The following is a 16784-nucleotide window of genomic DNA, read 5'->3' as shown; positions in this document are numbered from 1 at the left end:
ACATGGTAGATTTTGCAGAACATCGTAAAGCGTTACTCTGCAATGATGCTGGGTCTATTGCTGACTATGAGTCAGCAATGGCTGAGGCGACTAAAGCAGTCGCAGCATGGTTGCAAAACGATAAAATGTATACAGGTGGGAGCATTAAGGAACTTCGTTCAGCGATTTCTTTTCAACCATCTAAACAAGGTTTAGGTTTACACCAATCGCTTGAGCGTATGGTGGAACTTTTTCTTAATAAAAGTTTAAAAGTACATCATCCACACTCTTTGGCGCATTTGCATTGCCCAACCATGGTGACTAGTCAAATCGCTGAAGTATTGATTAATGCCACCAACCAATCGATGGACTCATGGGACCAAAGCCCTGCAGGTTCGTTGATGGAAGTACAATTGATTGATTGGCTTCGTCAAAAAGTAGGTTATGGTGCAGGTCAAGCAGGCGTGTTCACTTCAGGTGGTACACAGTCGAACTTGATGGGTGTGTTACTGGCTCGTGACTGGTGTATTGCAAAAAACTGGAAAGACGAAAACGGTAATCCGTGGTCTGTACAGCGTGATGGTGTGCCAAACGATGCAATGCGTAATGTCAAAGTCATTTGTTCTGAAAATGCTCATTTTTCTGTGCAAAAGAACATGGCAATGATGGGCATGGGTTTCCAATCAGTGGTCACTGTTCCTGTGAATGAAAATGCACAGATGGATGTCGATGCACTGGAAAAAACCATGGCACATTTGCAAGCTGAAGGCAAAATCGTGGCATGTGTCGTTGCAACTGCGGGTACCACCGATGCAGGGGCAATTGATCCACTGAAAAAAATCCGTGAAATCACCAACAAATATGGCGCTTGGATGCATATCGATGCGGCATGGGGTGGTGCGCTGATTTTGTCAAATGATTACCGTTCTATGCTAGATGGTATTGAATTGTCAGATTCAGTTACGCTTGATTTCCACAAGCATTATTTCCAAAGCATTTCTTGTGGTGCTTTCTTACTGAAAGATGAAGCGAACTATCGTTTCATGCACTATGAAGCTGAATACTTAAATTCTGCATACGATGAAGAGCATGGTGTTCCTAACCTCGTTTCTAAATCATTACAAACAACACGTCGTTTTGATGCGTTGAAATTGTGGATGACGATTGAAAATCTAGGTGAAGAGCTTTACGGTTCGATGATTGATCACGGTGTTAAACTCACACGTGAAGTTGCTGATTATATCAACGCAACTGACGGTCTAGAAATGCTGGTTGATCCACAATTTGCATCAGTTTTGTTCCGTGTTGTACCAGAAGGTTATCCAACAGAACTACTGGATACACTGAATCAAAACGTGGCAGATGAACTGTTTGCACGTGGTGAAGCAAATATTGGTGTAACGAAAGTGGGTAATGTTCAATCATTAAAAATGACCACTTTAAGTCCAGTTGCAACCTTAGAAAACGTACAGAATTTGCTTGCTCTTGTGCTAGCAGAAGCTGAGCGTATCAAAGGACCTATCGCAGATGGTACTTATACACCTGCGATTGACTAATCCATTTAGTTGATTTTAATAATTTTTTGAAAACCGAGTTAAGTGATTAGCTCGGTTTTTTATTGGATTTTTAAAATTCTAAAAATAAGTATTGAAAACATTCAAGACGCTATTACTTTTTTATTTCAACAATTTAAAGCATAATTATATACACAATACATTTATTTAATTTTTTATTTTAGGTCAGTTATGCCTATCGAAATAGTTGAAAGATGGTTGCATTTGACCACGCAGAAAAATCAACAGGTGATGCATAATGTTGCACGCTTATGGGAAATTGGTCAAAAGGCAAAATCTCCACAAGATATTTTAGATGGTTTGCATCCATGGGGCGATTGTAAGGATTTATATTTTCATAATTTTATTGCACAAATCTGTTGTATGGTGGGTGTATTGATTCTCATTTTTGGATGGATCATTCATGCTTATATTGCTTTTGCTTTAACTTTTTGCATCGGTGTTTTGTGTTTATTTATCGCTTACTTGATCTATGAGCCAAGTCAGCCTGTCGATGAGGTGATTGGATTTTTAGAGTATCGTATGATTGAGTTAAAATATGACTTTAAAACCAATCAGATACCAGAGTATTTACCGCAGTATAGCCACTCCGTCTTGGTGATAAGTAAGCTGAAACAGGCATTCCCTTTATTTTCCAAAGGAAATGCAAGCAATGAAATTACACAATATATTTCAACCACATGGCAAATTGAAAATAAAAAACTGCCTGTGTTATTATTTCATTATCGTTATATAAGTGAATTATCTATAAGTCACTTAAATGGCGAACAAAACAAAATAAAAAGTACCTATAAAAATCAATGGGGTGCTTTTATTTTTGGTACAGAGCCCTTAGGTGTTGCTGCAAATAATCGACATGGCAGTTTTTTTGAACCTTATACAAAAAAGTGGTCAACCAGTGATATCTTTCTCAATGAAAACGTGAGTATTTTTGGTTATGATCAACAACAACTTGCACGTACAATTAGTCCAATGTTAACTTTAAAATTAAGTGATTTTTTTCAAAACTATTCGGGTGAAGTGATCTTCCATTTTGAGGAAAAAATGTTGTGCTACATGGGAGATCAAAATTTATTGGCTCGTCGTCAACAGAAACAGAAAATTCGTGATACTTCTCATTTACGGGGGCACTTACGTAGATTGCGTATGCCAGAATATGAATTATTTAAACAACAAATGACGAGTTTGATTTCATAAATGCATTAGGGGGAAATAGACATGGGGATTTTGATTTTTGTTACTATTTTTATGGTATTGATCGTCTGGGGGATTTTTATTCGCAATAATATTGTACGATATTTTAATGCAACTCGGCGTGCATGGGCGGAAGTCGCTAATTTTGAAGCACAAAAAGCTAAAATTTTAGAAGGATTAGAGCGGGTACTCTCACAATATACGCAATTTGAAAAATCCACCTTAGAAAAAGTCACGGAATTGCGTCAGCAAATTCTAAACTTAAATATGAACAATGCCGATGTTTCCCAACTACAGCATATTGAAAAACTAAGCCAAGATTTAATGAAAAATTTAAATGTAGTGGTTGAGAATTATCCTGAATTAAAAGCAGATCAGTTGTATTTAACCATGATGGATGATATCCAAGAACAGAATCAAAATGTTGGAGCAGCAATTACGATTTTTAATCGGAATGTTGAAGCCTTTAATAATACTATTCAAATCTTCCCTAATAATGTGATTAATACCTTAACCTTGTCTAAAAAACCAATTCGTCCATTTTCAGATCCGATTTTATTAAAAAACTTTAATTATCGACCAAATTTTTAAATTTGAATTAAAGTTTTGTTATTTATAGGTTTATTTAATAGATGTTTTGATTTTAAACAGCATCACGTTGTTGTTTTTCTATGTCTAAAAAATAAAAACGTGAAATTGCGATAATTTTAATGCCTGTTGAATAATTCTATTCGAGAATTTTTTCAAAATATGGCAGAATATGCGGTTTTAAAGTTTTTAGAGGATTGGCAGCATGCGCTTTGTTGATGAAGCAGTCATTACCGTAGAGGCTGGCGACGGTGGCAATGGCGTAGCCAGTTTTCGCCGTGAAAAGTTTGTACCATTTGGTGGTCCAGATGGTGGTGATGGTGGTCGTGGTGGCAGTATATATATCCAAGCCGACGATAATACCAGTACCTTAGTAGATTATCGTTATACCCGTAAATTTCGTGCAGAACGTGGTAAAAACGGTGCTGGCGCAAACTGTGCTGGTCGAGGTGGTGAATCGGTCACATTGAAAGTTCCAGTGGGAACAACCATTGTCGATACTGAGTCAGGCGATATCATCGGTGATTTGGTCGAAAATGGTCAACAGGTTTTAGTTGCAGGTGGTGGTGAAGGTGGGTTGGGAAATACCCATTTTAAATCATCAACCAACCGTGCGCCGCGTAAGTGTACGCATGGTACCAAAGGTGAGTTTCGTGAAATTCGCTTAGAGTTAAAAGTATTGGCAGATGTGGGCTTACTGGGTATGCCAAACGCAGGTAAATCTACTTTTATTCGTGCAGTTTCTGCGGCAAAACCGAAAGTTGCAGATTATCCATTTACCACGATGGTGCCTAATTTGGGCGTGGTCGATGCAGATAGTCACCGTTCATTTGTAATGGCAGATATTCCAGGACTTATCGAAGGTGCAGCAGAAGGTGCAGGACTTGGAATTCGCTTCCTGAAACATTTGGCACGTACACGTATTTTATTGCATATTGTAGATGTTCAACCCATTGATGGTTCTGACCCTGCATATAATGCTAAAGCGATTTTGGAAGAATTAAAGAAATTCTCTCCAACATTGTCAAAACTTCCAATTGTTCTTGTTTTAAACAAGCTCGATCAAATTGCTGAATCTGAACGAGAAGAATGGTGTAATCATATTCTTGCAGAATTACAATGGGATGGTCCAGTGTTTAAAACTTCAGGTTTAACTTCTGAAGGGACAAAAGATGTTGTGTATTACCTCATGGATCAAATCGAACAGCAACACGAACGTGAAGTTGAAGATCCTGAATATGCAGCAGAAATCAAAGCTTTCCGTGATCAGCTGGAGGCTGAAACACGTGAGCAAACAATTGCCGCAAAAGAAGCTTATCGTGAAATGCGTCGTCAACAACGTCTTGCAGGATTGTTGGGTGATGATGACGAAGACGATGATGGTGATGATGGCGAAATGGAAGTGTATTACGTACGTTAAGCAAACGTACAACTGAGGACAAGATGATAGAAGTGGTAGATGGGCAACGTCAGCTCAAGGCTTTAAAACGTATCGTTGTTAAAATCGGATCATCTTTACTCACAGCAAATGGGCAAGGTTTAGATTTGGATGCAATTTCGCATTGGGCGAAACAGATTGCAGATCTACACAATGCAGGACACGAGATCATTCTCGTGTCATCAGGTGCTGTGGCTGAAGGGATGGTTCGTATGAAGCTTGACAGTCGACCCACCGATCTACCCAGTCTTCAGGCATGTGCTGCCATTGGTCAAATGGGACTCATCCAAACATGGTCAAGTGTTTTGGAAAATCATGCTATTCAAACGGCTCAAGTGTTACTGACTCATGATGATTTGGCAGATCGTCGCCGTTATTTGAACTCTTGTGATGCATTGCAACATTTGATTGATTGGCGGGTGATTCCTGTGATCAATGAGAATGACACAGTATCTACTGATGAAATTCGTTTTGGGGATAATGACACGCTTGCTGCGATGGTGGCTGGTCAAGTGCATGCAGATTTGTTGATTATTTTAACCGATCAGCAAGGCATGTTTGACTCTGACCCTCGTTCAAATCCAGATGCGAAACTTTTCCATACTGTTCGTGCAATGGATGAAACTTTATTTGATATGGCTGGCGGTGGTGGTAAGTTTGGTCGCGGTGGTATGTTGACCAAAGTTCGAGCTGCACGTTTGGCGGCAAAATCAGGTTGTCCAACGCTGATTGCCAGTGGTGAAAGTGACAATGTACTTGCTCGGCTTATGTCTGGTGAGATGCTGGGTACGCTATTTATCACTGATGATGACCGTGTTACTGCGCATCAACAATGGCTTGCTGCGCATTTGCAAACCGCAGGGCGTTTGGTGTTGGATGATGGTGCTGTAAAAGCCATTAAAGAAAATCATCGTAGTTTATTGCCTGTCGGTGTAAAAGCAGTAGAAGGACATTTTGAGCGTGGTGATGTGGTTGAGTGTGTCGATACGCAAGGGCATCGTGTGGCTGTTGGTCGGGTGAATTTTAGTTCTCGTTCGGCTGAGATCGTCAAAGGGTTAGCATCGGATAAAGTGCATCAGGTGTTAGGTGAAGCACGTTCTTTGGAAATGATACATAGAAACCATATGGCGATTTATTAATTTTCAAAGCTCAATTTAAAATAAAAAACCTCGCAAGTTAGCGAGGTTTTTTGTTATATGAATATCTTTAAATATCATCATAGCTCTCTAAATTTTCATTGAAAGCTTGTTCAATTTGAATAATCTCATCAAATGTCAGTTGTTTATATTGAAACAGTGGCGTTTTTAATAATTCATTGATAGCAAGAATTGCATCTGTTTCAGGTTCAGTAATTTGAAGCACATTATTGTTAAAATGGAAACATGGATATTGTTCAATGGTCGCTTTGAGCAATACAGGAGAATCGCTTAACTCGTGTAAAGAGCCTACTAGTTTTTCTGGAATATTTTTGGCAATAGTATAATTATTGACGAGTTTTTCTAAAGTTTCAGCTTTACTGAGAAAAATTTGTGGTGGTTCAAGTTCAGGAACATTCGCATCACTGATGTCGTAGTCATTTTCTGCTGCATTCCATAAGACATAAAATTTAGTTTGGTCAATATATTCAATACATGAAAAAATATTGGCATCTAATTCGATTAAAATATTGAATAGATCTTCTCGGTTTAATTCACTGAGCACTTGGTAAACGTCAGTCTTATGGTTCTGAATGATTTTTTGAAAAGTTGAGCTTGTATCCAAACCATTTTCATTATTGATAATTTGCAGCCATGAACTCTGATGCGCAAATTGAAACTCTAAGGATTTCCACTGCTCAGTTAAGCGGTCAAGATCGTGACTTTTATATAGAATCGCACCATATTCACCTTCTAGTACACAATGATAATTTTCATCATTAAACATAAAAGATCGCTGTTTTAATAAATAGGTTTTATTCATAAATTTCTCTTATTTTATTGTTTATCTGTGGATTATTCAAAACGGCACATTACTGAAATAAAAAACTAGTAATTTTAGGCAAATTTCTTATTATCAGTTTTTAGTGAAGGTAAAAGCTGATCTTTACCCACCATAAATTTAAAATCCGCCAAACTTAACATCTCTAAATCTTCAACACTATTTCCATACGCATACACCTTGTGATAGCGATCTAGGTCATATTTTTCTAAAATACGAATTCTTTTCTGATCACAACTACAATCAGGTGTCGAATAATGTCCTGTAAATACATGATTTACAATTTCAGTTTCAGTACAAATGAGATCAACCTCTAACAGCGCACAAATATATTCCAAATAAACATCCACTGAGGCTGAAACAATGACAATATCATCAGCTAACCTTTTATGTTTTAAAAACTGCTGATACAGGTTTTGATCAAGCTGTGTGAGTAGATATGGCGCATATTCTTCAGCGAGTTGATTAATTTCCGCAGCGTTTGCTTCTGCAAACATGGCTTTAAAGAGTTTAGGACGCATGGCATCGGCAGGATAAATATTTAAATAATAGGCTTGTATCCAAGGCAAAATTTTAATGGCTTGTTTCACGATATGCCGTTTTGATAAGGCGTAAAAAATGAACCCTGTGAAACTGTCTTTTTTACACAAGGTACCATCAAAATCAAATAAGGCTAAGTTTTTATACGTTTTGCTCTTTGCATGCATGTTTCATAGCGTCCATTTACGCGGCTTGCATACCAATTGGTATTATAATCACGACTTAGTTTTGGCCCAGAAATGACCACTTCAGGCATGATGGCATACATAGGCTCATGACCTGTTTTTTCTTTATATAATTTGGAAATTGCAATATAGGTTTGCGTTTTTTCAAAAGATTTTTCTTTTTCTTTCTTTAAATCATTTCGCAACTGGCGAGGTGTGACTAAGATATTATTTTTTGCAAATAAATTAATGATGGTCTTTTCTGTGGTGGTGGTCGCAGATCGAGGGCTGCCATTTTTATCATAAGAGAGTAAATCACCATCTAGTGCTAAGTCTGCATCTGCTAATTTATCCACCATTTTTTGGAAAGCGGCATTTCGACTTGAATACATTCCTGAGTTATAGTCAGCAAAACGATAAATCGCCTTGTCATAATCGGCAGGGTAGAGCATCAAACGATGAATACCATAATATAAGCCACCATATTCGGTATATAAATCATCACGTAATTCATTGGTGCTCATGCTACTGCGTTTATTTTCTTTGGCATAATTAATATGCACTTGCATAGAACCCAATGTAGTAATTGGATTCATTTTTTCACCAATGTCTTGTCCAACCAGTTTTGCAGCGCCTGTGAGTGCACTGACATGATAATGTTGTGCCATATAGGCAAAAATTTCTCGATACAAAACGTCTAAGTCTTTTTCTGTTTTGACTTTACGCATTTGTTTTAGATAGTTGTCATCAGGTGTGGGTTGGGTTTTTAATACTTGCTCAAAATAGGTAGCAACTGTACCGCCGATGGTGACACCAAGTTTATCTTCAAATTTCTCATTTAAACGTGTGGTAACTTCTTTGACGGCTTTATCGCCTAAGCCCGGCACAACAGGATTGGCGATGAAGTTTGATTCCTGATCGACCACAGCAATCATGGTGCAGACATTGTCTTTGGTGGTCGGAATATTTAGCTCTTGAGAGATATCAAACATATCTTTTGCCCAAGATTCCCGATTTTGCACACGGTTTGGAATGAGTTTACGAATTTGTTCCGTTTCAAGCTGAGGCTCATCTTCAGCAAACCATGAGCCTTTGCCACATGCAACAAGCCCAATGGAGATCGCTAAGACACTCAAAGATTTCACAAATGTTTGGGATAAACTGGAATTTTTCATAGTGATGAAAATGCACTCAGAAAGAAATGAGCTAAATAGATCACAGCAGTATACTATGTCGAATGATAAATGTAAGAAAATATATGTATATGAATTTTACTTAGAAGACTAAATTTGTGAGTTTAAAAATAACACAATCTAGATTACATCTTAAAAATTAAAAAATAGCAGTGTGGTTTATACATTTTAGATTGTTATTTAAAAAATATTAAATTTTGCGTATTTAAGAAAATCATGTATGTTGGTGTAAAACATAATTATTTAATAGGAATTTTCATCGTGTTTTGGGGACAAAAAACAAAGCAAAATGAAACAATTGATTTAATAGATGAACAGGAATTAGCACCATTTTATGAAAAAATAGATGCTTTTTTACAACAAATCAATGATATCGTTTTAGATAAACCGCAACAAACAAAACTGGCATTGTGTAGTTTGCTCGCAGGTGGTCATTTGTTGTTTGAAGATTTACCGGGTTTAGGAAAAACCACATTGGCAAGCGCTTTGGCACATTTGGCAGGGCTTGATTTTCAAAGAATTCAATTTACCAATGATATGTTGGCAAGTGATGTTATTGGCATCAATATGTTTAATCAAAGTGAACATGTATTTGAATTTAAACAAGGTCCAATATTCACACAAATTTTATTGGCTGATGAAATTAATCGTTGCAGTCCAAAAACACAAAGCGCATTGCTGGAAGCAATGGAAGAAAGTTTTGTCACCATTGATGGAATGCGTTATGAGCTACCCCAGCCATTTTGGGTGATTGCCACACAAAATCCATTGTTTCAAAGTGGGACTTATCCTTTGCCTGAGTCGCAATTAGACCGATTTTTAATGCGTTTATCTTTAGGTTATCCATCACGTGATGCTGAAAAGCTTTTATTACAACAACGTCCTCGTCATATATTAATTAATAATGTGAATGCAATTTTTAAAGCTGCTGAAATTATAAAATTACAACAACTTGTACAAAAAATTTATTTGAACGACTTGGTGTTTGATTATTTACTTGATTTAGCCACTGAAACACGTAAAACCCAACATGGCTTATCTACACGGGGTTTGTTGGCGTTAAAAAAAGCAGCGCAAGCATATGCTTTGCTAGAAAAACGTAATTTTGTCACGGTCGATGATGTAAAAGCTGTTTTTGTTGCTGTTGCCTCACATCGGCTGAATTTAGGTGAAAAAGATACGTTTGCCTTAATGCAAAAAGTTGCGGTAAATGGTTGAGGATGCCTAAATGCTGCAACAGCGATTTTTAAAATGGTTACATCAACGCTTTCAATATAAAGGCATAAATGTATTAAAACAAAAAGAAGTTTTAGTGTTTTTATATCAACAAGGTTATTTATATTTAGTCTTAATTTTGATTACATTTATTGCAGGTGTGAATTATGCAAATAATTTGATTTTAGCTTTTTGTTTTTTAATTAGTGCAATATTGTGTATCAGTTTTTATATTACTTTTAAACAACTTTATGCTTTGAAAATTGAAGTTGTTTTCCCTGAAGTGGGAAGAGTAAATGAAGTATTGACATTAAAATTAATACTTCATACACCAGATCAAGCGATAAAATTTTTAAATTTCAAAGTGGATGATCAGTTTCAGCATGTCGCCGTTCATTCTCAACAACAAATAGAATTTAACTTCCAACCTCAACAAAGAGGACAGTTTAAACTCCCCACGATTCAAATCTTCTCAACTTATCCTTTAGGTTTAGTTCGAGCATGGACATATATCTATATGTCTGAGCCGATTTGGATTGCACCTGAACCATATAAGTCGGAAAATGAGTTATTCAGCTCACGAAGTTCTGGTATGCCAGACTGGGATGAGTTCTATGAATTAAATCAATACAAACAAGGTGACTCGCTTAACGCAGTGTCATGGAAGCAAGCTGCACGCGGTCAGGGGCTATATATTAAAAGATTTGAGGATCATGTAGATCAAGAAACTATGCAGATTGATTATCATTGTATGCCTGCAGATGAACATGAAGTTAAACTGAGTTTAATGATGACTCTTGTAGATGAATGTGAACAACAGCAGCGAGTTTACCGAGTGACTTTGCCTCATGTAGACATAGAACAAGGTGTAGGATTTACACATTATCAAATGGTTAAAATAAAATTAGCGCAGGCATAATTATGCATAAATCACTACAAATCATGATTATCGCAATGCTTGGATTGATTTGTTTAGCATTGGTTGCTTTTATTCCAATCGCTTTATCTTTATTTTTTATAGTACAAATTTTTATTATTTATCAGTTTAATAAAAAACCATCACTAGATAAAATACCAAAATTTTATTCCTATTATAAATTAATATTTGTTCTGATTAGTTTAGCCATAATCTATTTTAATTATGCTACTTTTCTTGGGGTCGATGCAGGTGTTCCTGTATTGGCAACGTTTCTATTGGCAAAAGCTTTAGAAACTAAAAAAACCAGGGATTTAATTATTTTATTTAACTTTGCATTATTTGTAAGTGCAAGCTTATTTTTATTTAGCCAGTCATTTATAATGGCAGTTACGGTTTTGCTATGTTTGACTCTCGGTCTAGTTGGGTTATATCGTGTACAAATGGCATTATTTTTAGTTACCGATGTTTATACTGAAAACTTAAAAACAGATCTCCTGAATGTGCTAAAAGTAATGGCTTTAGCCGTGCCATTTTTTATTTTACTATTCTTGTTTTTCCCAAGATTTCCACCTTTATGGCATGTGCCTATTCCTAAAAACAATGCTGTAACTGGTTTAAGTGATCAAATGTCACCGGGTAGTATTGCTGAGTTATCACAATCAACAGCATTGGCATTTCGAATTATTGGAAATATACAACAATTACCGCAGAGAGAGAATTTATATTGGCGTGCAATGGTATTGGATCAATATGATGGTCAGACATGGACACGAAATGCACTAAATACATTACCTCAACATAATCTAAATCTTCATTCAAATAAGTATCTGAATTATCAATATTTAAATGCAGATCAAAATCAAATATGGATCACTGCTTTAGAGCAGTCTATACCAAATGAATCTCGATATTATTTACATCAAGATGGTGCAATTACAGCACGTCGTGCGGTTCAAGTGAATAGTCCTATAAATTTACAATGGATCGGCAATAATCAAGAAATATTTGATCAGCATCATCAAGAAAATCGAGAAAGAATTAATTTAAAATATCCACAAAAATTTGATAGCAAGGCGCAACAATTGGCAACGCAACTTTTTGTCCAAAGCCAATCTAACCCTGAAAAATATGTGAATAATGTTTTGAATTGGTATCGCGTAAATGGATTTAGCTATACTTTGTTACCCGGTCGCTTAGGAGAAAATCGTGTTGATGATTTTTTATTTGGCAGCAGACAAGGATTTTGTGAACATTATGCGTCGAGTTTTACTCTCTTAATGCGTTATGTGGGAATTCCAGCGCGGGTAGTGATTGGTTATCAAGGTGGACAATTTGCACCTGATCAAAAAAGTTGGGAAGTCCGTCAATTGGATGCGCATGCTTGGTCTGAAATCTATTTAAATGGAAAATGGCAACGTATTGACCCTACAGCGATTATTTCACCGCAACGTATCGATCAAGGGATGCAGGATTTAATCAATCAAGACCGTAATATTTTGGGGGATTCAAATTTTAGCTATCAGCATTATTCGATATTAAAAACTTTGCGTATTTGGAGTGATTATGCAAGTTACCAATGGCAAAGCAAAGTTGTTGGTTATGATACGGATAAACAAAAAAATTGGATGAAAAAATTAGGACTGGACTCAAGTTATAGTTATGGGATGATTTTAATTGTAGGAATATTATTTATTTTATTGACTTATTTTATGATTAAAAAAGCCAATATTTATACCAGACAAAGTCAATTTGAGCGAACGATTTCAAAGTTTTCTAGGCATTTAAATAGTGAAGATCGACAACAAGAGAATGAAAGCTTTCAGCAGTGGATGTTACGTTTGGCTGAATATGCAGATCAACCACAATGTTTTAAACAGAGTTATCTGATGTATCAAAAAATAGTTTATTTAAAACAAGAAAATAGCGAGTTAGTTTCGGAATTTGAAAATTTGCTTAAAGAATGTTCGACTGAATTAAGAAATGTGAAAAAAACTTGTCATCATCAAAAATAGTGAATATGATCTACTCCATTCTAGGTTTATAGCTCAGTTGGTTAGAGCGCTACGTTGACATCGTAGAGGTCACCAGTTCGAATCTGGTTAAACCTACCAAGATATTTATTGATATGTATCAATAATTTAAGGGTGAAATTGTAATGATTTTGCCCTGTTTTTCATGTCAAATAGGTCAGCTTTGAGTAATCAAAATACTCAAAATTTGCATTAAAAACTGCTTTATATTTCGCTTTTGGGCGCCATTTTGAAGAACGTATGTGTCTTTGGATGGTTTTGGCGCCCAAATTACGGCCCCAAATATTTAGAGTTAGTAATTATGCAAAAACCTGTCAAACGTGGCAATGCATGGCGCATCCAAGTCAAATATAAACATCTACGTGACGCAGCTACACGTGATTCCTCTGAAGAATGTATTCAATGGGCGCACAGACGCTTGATGGAGCTGCAAATTGAATATGAAAAAGAACTGGAAAATTTAAATAAACCCAAATGCACTTTACGTGAGCTTTTTCATATGTATTACGAAAAGTGTGGCCAATTTAAAAAAAGTAAAGAATATACACGTAATCACCTAAAGTGGCTTGATCGTTACTATGGCGATCTAGTTGATAAATCCATCCATGATATTACACCAAAACTGATCACTGAAAATCGTGATAGACGCTTGAAGATGGTGCAACCTGCAACTGTACATAGAGAAATGAGTTTAGGATCGGTTATATTTATCTTTGGTGTGCGTGAGGCATTTTTAATTCCATCCAATCCATTTAATTTGGTCAAAAAACCAATCAAGCCTAAATCCAGACAAAATCGTATCAGCCAACAACAAATCGAAAAAATCTTAAGGGGGTTGGATCATTATCATGAAAACATGGTACCAACGACATCAGGTCACTTTGTTGCGTGGTGTTTCTTATTTGCGCTTGAAACAGCAATGCGTAAAGGTGAAATTCTAGGTATTCATAAAGAACATGACTATGGTGACTATGTGCATTTGCCTGATACCAAGAATGGTACTTCACGTGATGTACCTTTATCCCACAAGGCTAGAAAACTTTTAGATTTATTACCTGATCGTAAAGGGAGTTTGATCCCCCATAGCTCGAATTCATTTAGACTTTTATGGCAACGAAATTTAAAACGTACTGGCTTAGATGGTGAGTTGACGTTTCACGATACACGGCATGAAGCGATTACTCGTATGGTGAATAATCAAAAACTGCCTGTAGAGATACTGGCAAAGGTGACAGGGCATAAAACGCTGAGTGTATTGTTGAATACTTATTACAATCCAACGGCTTCAGAGATAGCAAAAATGTTGAATGCTGCTTAGAAAATTACGCCCCATTTAATGGGGCTTTTTTCTAATTCTTACGTCTAGCACCACGCTTGGCAGATGTAATATGCAAATTTTCCAATAGGGGTATTACTTCCTTGGGATCATAGAGATGCTTATTCTGATCCCCCTTATTTAAAGGTCCTACTTTTTCAATAATTGTTTTACGAGATAAATTAAAACGCTGAGCAAGCCAAGCAGCAGTTACGCGATGCGGTAATTCCTCTGCTTTTAATTCAACAATTTTACCACCTGCAAAATGATCACCTAGAAAAATCTGAGGTGGTTTTTCTGATTCAATAACCACGATATATTTATTCATTTCAAATCATCTCCCAATGCACAGCTAAAATTAAATTTAGAGTTAGCCAATCGGCTATTAAAATCATTAACATGATGCAACTCCCTTGCGTTTCATGGCTTCCATCAATAAATCCTGTACTTCGCGCTTTGATTCTCTGCGCTGCATCACCACCTCATCCATGGTGTCTTTTGCAACAATAAAATGCAGATAAACAGGGCGGTCATAACCTGCTTGCGCTTGGCGAGTTGGTCCAATACGTTCAATGATCTGTTGGTACTGTTCTAAATCCCACCAGTGCGAAAAGAACACTAAAATATTGCCGCCATCTTGCAAATTTAGTCCGTGACCTGCACTTGCAGGATGGGCAAATAGCACAGGGATTTTTCCCTCATTCCAATCTCGAATGGTTTGCGGGTCTTTGTCTAAGTGCTGACCTTGTGGAAAGGCTTTGAGTAAACGTGCCAAATCACTTTTAAAATGGTAAGACACCAAAACGGGCATGCCTGCAGCTTCTTCAATGACAGATTCCAACGCCTGAATTTTCAAATCATGTACGGCTTGCCATGTACCGTTTTCATCGGTGTAAATTGCACCTGAAGCAATTTGTAAACACTTCATGGTTTTGGATGCAGCATTAAATGCTTCTACTTCAATGGACTCTGAAAGCTCAATGAACATTTCTTTTTCCATGTCGTCATACAGCTTTCGGGCATTGCCTTTTAGTTCAATCTCGATGACATTGACAATGGGCTGTTGAATATCAAAATAGTCTTTGGCTTCTATGTTGATACAAATGTCTTGCAGCTTGTCTTGTATTTCTTTTTGGCTATGTGGAAATGGCACAAGTTGCACAGCATTACGGTCTGCTCCAACTTGAATTTGTTGAAACCAGCGTTGGGTAAATGCACCGAAACTTGTTCCTAGCCGTTGTCCACGATCGAGAAACCATGCTTGCCCCCATAGGTCTTTTAAGCCGTTGGGTGCGGGTGTGCCTGTCAGTTCAATAAAGCGCTCAACCCTTTTGGTATGTGCAACTTTGCCTAAAGCTCTTGCGCGTACCGAACCTTGTCGAATGCGAAAACCTTTAAGCTTGGTACTTTCATCCGCTACAATTTTTTTAAAATTCCACTTTGTGCCTAAATAGCCAACAAGCCAAGGCAAGTTTTCATAGTTAATGGTGTAGACATTGGCTCGTTGTTTAAGCGCATAGACCCGTTGTTCAGGCGTACCCACCACTGCAACCACTTTAAAATGTTCTAAGTGTTGCCATTTTTTTGCTTCATCTGGCCAAGTTGTTGCAGCTACTCGTAAAGGGGCAACTACTAGAGCAGGACCCGGCTCAAAAGCCTCTAAAATTTCTAAAGCGGTGAGGGTAGACGAGGTTTTCCCTGTACCCATACCAGCAAAAATTCCACAACGTGGATGATCAATAATATGATCAATAATTGCATTTTGATATGTGCGTGGAATATATACTTGAGTTGTCATTTCACACCTATAATTTTATTTTAATAGGTAATTACCTGTTAAAAATCGCCTATTTATTTATTAAAGTAGATAATTGCCTATTTTAATAACTCATCAATTCGTTCTATGCTGTCGATGATTTCCACGCGTTGCCCCATATTTCGCATGCGTTCATGCTCACGTAATTGGGCTTTGGCGGGCTTTTCACCTGTGGCTTTTAGCTCTGCCCAAAAGCTATTTTCAGGCAGCATCACGATACGGTCAGGGGCAGAATTACGCCCGATCCATTTAACTTTTCTGACTTCGCCGCCAAGGGTTTTGACCTTGTCCACAAGGTGTTTTTCAATTTTCGATTCGCGCATTTTTTAAAGCTTTAATTAGATAAAGGGCCTGCCACTTTGCATCATCAATTGCTTTATGTTTTGTGCCGTCAAAATCATCAATTTCTACCCAAGGCAAATGATTGCGTAGACTTCTAAAGCACATTTCTTCTCTAAACCCCCAAGGTTTTTCCAACCCAACTGCTTTAATCGCTGAGTTAATCCAAACAATATCGTTCAGTGCACCATTGCCATAAATTGTTTGGCATTCATTTTCTTTGTAAAAATCTATAAGGCTTTCTAAAGCGCTCCTGATACCCCATTTGAGCTCCTGATTTCCTCCAAATGTTGCTTGGATTGCTTCAGGGGATTGGGTAAGCCACCATTGGACAGTGCTAGCATCAATCTCAAGACCAACTTTAGTGCAGCTTTCAAGGTCAATTTGTACATAAAATTCTTGAATAATTTTTTCATCGTTAAAAACCACTGCACCAATAGCCGCAATCACTGGTTTGTCACTAAGTGCTAATGTTTCTAGATCAAGCATTAATTTATTCATAG

General features: G+C 37.1%; 16 protein-coding genes and 1 tRNA gene. 10 read left to right on the top strand and 7 right to left on the bottom strand.

What is annotated here, in order from left to right; translation table 11 throughout:
* Nucleotides 1–2 precede the first annotated feature (2 nt).
* The 5 genes from HUS24_RS05570 to proB all read left to right on the top strand — a co-directional run bounded on the left by HUS24_RS05570 (nt 3) and on the right by proB (nt 5912).
* Complete coding sequence (locus tag HUS24_RS05570; RefSeq protein WP_173911088.1) at nt 3–1535, top strand: aspartate aminotransferase family protein; 1533 nt, start codon at nt 3–5, stop codon at nt 1533–1535.
* A 189-nt stretch (nt 1536–1724) separates the two neighbouring features.
* Nucleotides 1725–2750 carry a hypothetical protein gene (locus tag HUS24_RS05565; RefSeq protein ID WP_173911087.1) on the top strand — a complete coding sequence of 342 codons (1026 nt, stop codon included), beginning with the start codon at nt 1725–1727 and terminating at the stop codon, nt 2748–2750.
* A 21-nt stretch (nt 2751–2771) separates the two neighbouring features.
* A complete protein-coding gene (locus HUS24_RS05560; protein WP_173911086.1) occupies nt 2772–3338 on the top strand; it encodes a LemA family protein in 567 nt (188 codons plus the stop codon).
* 202 nt (nt 3339–3540) lie between these two features.
* The gene (gene cgtA, locus HUS24_RS05555) at nt 3541–4755 is read left to right on the top strand and encodes an Obg family GTPase CgtA (protein ID WP_173911085.1); all 1215 of its coding nucleotides are present in this window, start codon (nt 3541–3543) and stop codon (nt 4753–4755) included.
* A 23-nt stretch (nt 4756–4778) separates the two neighbouring features.
* Nucleotides 4779–5912 (top strand): glutamate 5-kinase, encoded by a 1134-nt coding sequence (proB, locus tag HUS24_RS05550; RefSeq protein ID WP_173911084.1) that lies wholly within the window; start codon nt 4779–4781, stop codon nt 5910–5912.
* A 67-nt stretch (nt 5913–5979) separates the two neighbouring features.
* On the opposite strand, the gene HUS24_RS05545 is transcribed toward proB, so the two are convergent.
* The 3 genes from HUS24_RS05545 to HUS24_RS05535 all read right to left on the bottom strand — a co-directional run bounded on the left by HUS24_RS05545 (nt 5980) and on the right by HUS24_RS05535 (nt 8629).
* Nucleotides 5980–6732, bottom strand: coding sequence for a hypothetical protein (locus HUS24_RS05545; RefSeq protein WP_173911083.1), 753 nt, complete (start codon nt 6730–6732; stop codon nt 5980–5982).
* Between the two features lie 74 nt (nt 6733–6806).
* Nucleotides 6807–7457: an HAD-IB family phosphatase gene (locus tag HUS24_RS05540; protein WP_173911082.1), complete on the bottom strand. Its 651-nt coding sequence runs from the start codon at nt 7455–7457 to the stop codon at nt 6807–6809.
* Nucleotides 7424–8629 carry a DUF1615 family protein gene (locus tag HUS24_RS05535; protein WP_173911081.1) on the bottom strand — a complete coding sequence of 402 codons (1206 nt, stop codon included), beginning with the start codon at nt 8627–8629 and terminating at the stop codon, nt 7424–7426. Before HUS24_RS05535 ends, HUS24_RS05540 begins: the two co-directional genes overlap by 34 nt.
* A gap of 279 nt (nt 8630–8908) precedes the next feature.
* Between HUS24_RS05535 and HUS24_RS05530 the strand changes: the two genes are divergently transcribed.
* The 5 genes from HUS24_RS05530 (at nt 8909) to HUS24_RS05510 (ending at nt 14129) form a co-directional block, all read left to right on the top strand.
* The gene (locus HUS24_RS05530; RefSeq protein WP_173911080.1) at nt 8909–9865 is read left to right on the top strand and encodes a MoxR family ATPase; all 957 of its coding nucleotides are present in this window, start codon (nt 8909–8911) and stop codon (nt 9863–9865) included.
* A gap of 10 nt (nt 9866–9875) precedes the next feature.
* Nucleotides 9876–10781 carry a DUF58 domain-containing protein gene (locus HUS24_RS05525; RefSeq protein WP_173911079.1) on the top strand — a complete coding sequence of 302 codons (906 nt, stop codon included), beginning with the start codon at nt 9876–9878 and terminating at the stop codon, nt 10779–10781.
* Between the two features lie 2 nt (nt 10782–10783).
* A complete protein-coding gene (locus HUS24_RS05520; RefSeq protein ID WP_173911078.1) occupies nt 10784–12793 on the top strand; it encodes a DUF3488 and transglutaminase-like domain-containing protein in 2010 nt (669 codons plus the stop codon).
* A gap of 22 nt (nt 12794–12815) precedes the next feature.
* Nucleotides 12816–12892, top strand: a tRNA-Val gene (locus HUS24_RS05515).
* 220 nt (nt 12893–13112) lie between these two features.
* Nucleotides 13113–14129: a site-specific integrase gene (locus HUS24_RS05510; protein ID WP_173911077.1), complete on the top strand. Its 1017-nt coding sequence runs from the start codon at nt 13113–13115 to the stop codon at nt 14127–14129.
* 31 nt (nt 14130–14160) lie between these two features.
* On the opposite strand, the gene HUS24_RS05505 is transcribed toward HUS24_RS05510, so the two are convergent.
* The 4 genes from HUS24_RS05505 to HUS24_RS05490 all read right to left on the bottom strand — a co-directional run bounded on the left by HUS24_RS05505 (nt 14161) and on the right by HUS24_RS05490 (nt 16782).
* A complete protein-coding gene (locus tag HUS24_RS05505) occupies nt 14161–14454 on the bottom strand; it encodes a hypothetical protein (protein ID WP_173911076.1) in 294 nt (97 codons plus the stop codon).
* Nucleotides 14455–14520: 66 nt separating this feature from the next.
* Nucleotides 14521–15924, bottom strand: a complete 1404-nt coding sequence (locus tag HUS24_RS05500) for a DEAD/DEAH box helicase (protein WP_173911075.1) — start codon at nt 15922–15924, stop codon at nt 14521–14523.
* A gap of 77 nt (nt 15925–16001) precedes the next feature.
* The gene (locus HUS24_RS05495) at nt 16002–16265 is read right to left on the bottom strand and encodes a VRR-NUC domain-containing protein (RefSeq protein ID WP_173911074.1); all 264 of its coding nucleotides are present in this window, start codon (nt 16263–16265) and stop codon (nt 16002–16004) included.
* Entirely contained in the window at nt 16246–16782 is a 537-nt protein-coding gene (locus HUS24_RS05490) for a 3'-5' exonuclease (protein ID WP_173911073.1), read from the bottom strand. The genes HUS24_RS05495 and HUS24_RS05490 overlap by 20 nt, the downstream gene beginning before the upstream one ends.
* Between the last annotated feature and the right edge of the window lie 2 nt (nt 16783–16784).

This window comes from Acinetobacter sp. Marseille-Q1618 (assembly GCF_902809855.1).
In the GTDB taxonomy this organism is placed as follows: Bacteria; Pseudomonadota; Gammaproteobacteria; order Pseudomonadales; family Moraxellaceae; genus Acinetobacter.
This window is presented reverse-complemented; position numbering and strand designations above follow the sequence as displayed.